Annotated in this window: 1 protein-coding gene; it reads left to right on the plus strand. The window is 46.5% G+C overall.

Annotated features, from left to right (window positions below):
- Nucleotides 1-221: 221 nt before the first annotated feature.
- Entirely contained in the window at nucleotides 222-1,052 is an 831-nt protein-coding gene (locus ACSZO1_RS22425; protein ID WP_437616590.1) for a sulfatase-like hydrolase/transferase, read from the plus strand.
- Nucleotides 1,053-1,109 lie beyond the last annotated feature (57 nt).

The following is a 1,109-nucleotide window of genomic DNA, read 5'->3' on the forward strand; positions in this document are numbered from 1 at the left end:
CAGGATAGCTTATCGGTAGCTAACCGTCCCTCCATCCACATGACCAAGCGTTGCACTTATTATCTGAATTCGCGCTCCACTGTTTCAGGCAGGAGAGAAGGGGGTTTAGGTTTTTTTTTGCCTGAAAAACAGGATCAATACAGTATGGAAGGGAATGGCGCGGCATAAGACGCAGATTAAATCATTGATTTAATCAGTCAGTATAAAAACAGGAGCGTGGGATGAAGAAAAATGTACTGTCGGCAATGGTCGGTGCGGCATGTATTGCCTCGTCGACGATGAGTAGCACGGCCATCGCTGCACCCGAAAAACCTAACATCGTTTATATTATTGTTGATGATCAGCGTTATGACGCCATGGGATTTGTCAATCATGAAGCTGTCACGCCCAATATGGACCAGATGGCAAAGGAGGGAACATATTTTAAAAATGCCTTTGTTACCACCTCCCTTTGTGGTCCCAGCCGCGCCAGTATTCTGACCGGACAATATGCGCATAACCACGGCATGGTTGATAATAATAAAAATGACAATGTGTATAACCTGGATTTCTTCCCGCAGCGTTTAAAACAGGCGGGTTATCAGACCGCCTTCTTTGGCAAGTGGCATTTCGGCGGCGTAGAGAAAGAAGCGAAGCCAGGCTTTGCCGGATTTGATAAATGGGTGGGTTTTATTGGCTCCAATTCACAGGGTAATTACTACCCGATCAATGAGTTTGGTGGCGCTTCTGAGCTTAATGTCGATGGCAAAATCGTTAAGCAGAAAGGGTATATTACGGATGAGCTGACCGATTATGCGGTGGACTGGCTGGAACACCGTGATAAGAACAAACCGTTTATGCTCTACTTAGGCCATAAAGGGGTGCATGCTGATTTTCTGCCTGCGCCGCGCCATATTGGCAAGTTGAAAGGGAAAGAGTTTACAAAACCGGACTCATGGGTAAATAACGCCGCGAATTATGAAGGTAAACCCCGCTGGGTCAAAGATCAGCGCAACAGCTGGCATGGTATTGATTTCCCCTATATGGAGAATCTGGTCGTGACGCAGATTTAGTGGTAGTGGTTGATTGTCAGATACCAGCCGATGATCTTGTCGTGCATCTCTTCAGAC

The sequence above is a fragment of the Erwinia sp. V71 genome (genome assembly GCF_965644245.1).
Taxonomy (GTDB): Bacteria; Pseudomonadota; Gammaproteobacteria; order Enterobacterales; family Enterobacteriaceae; genus Erwinia.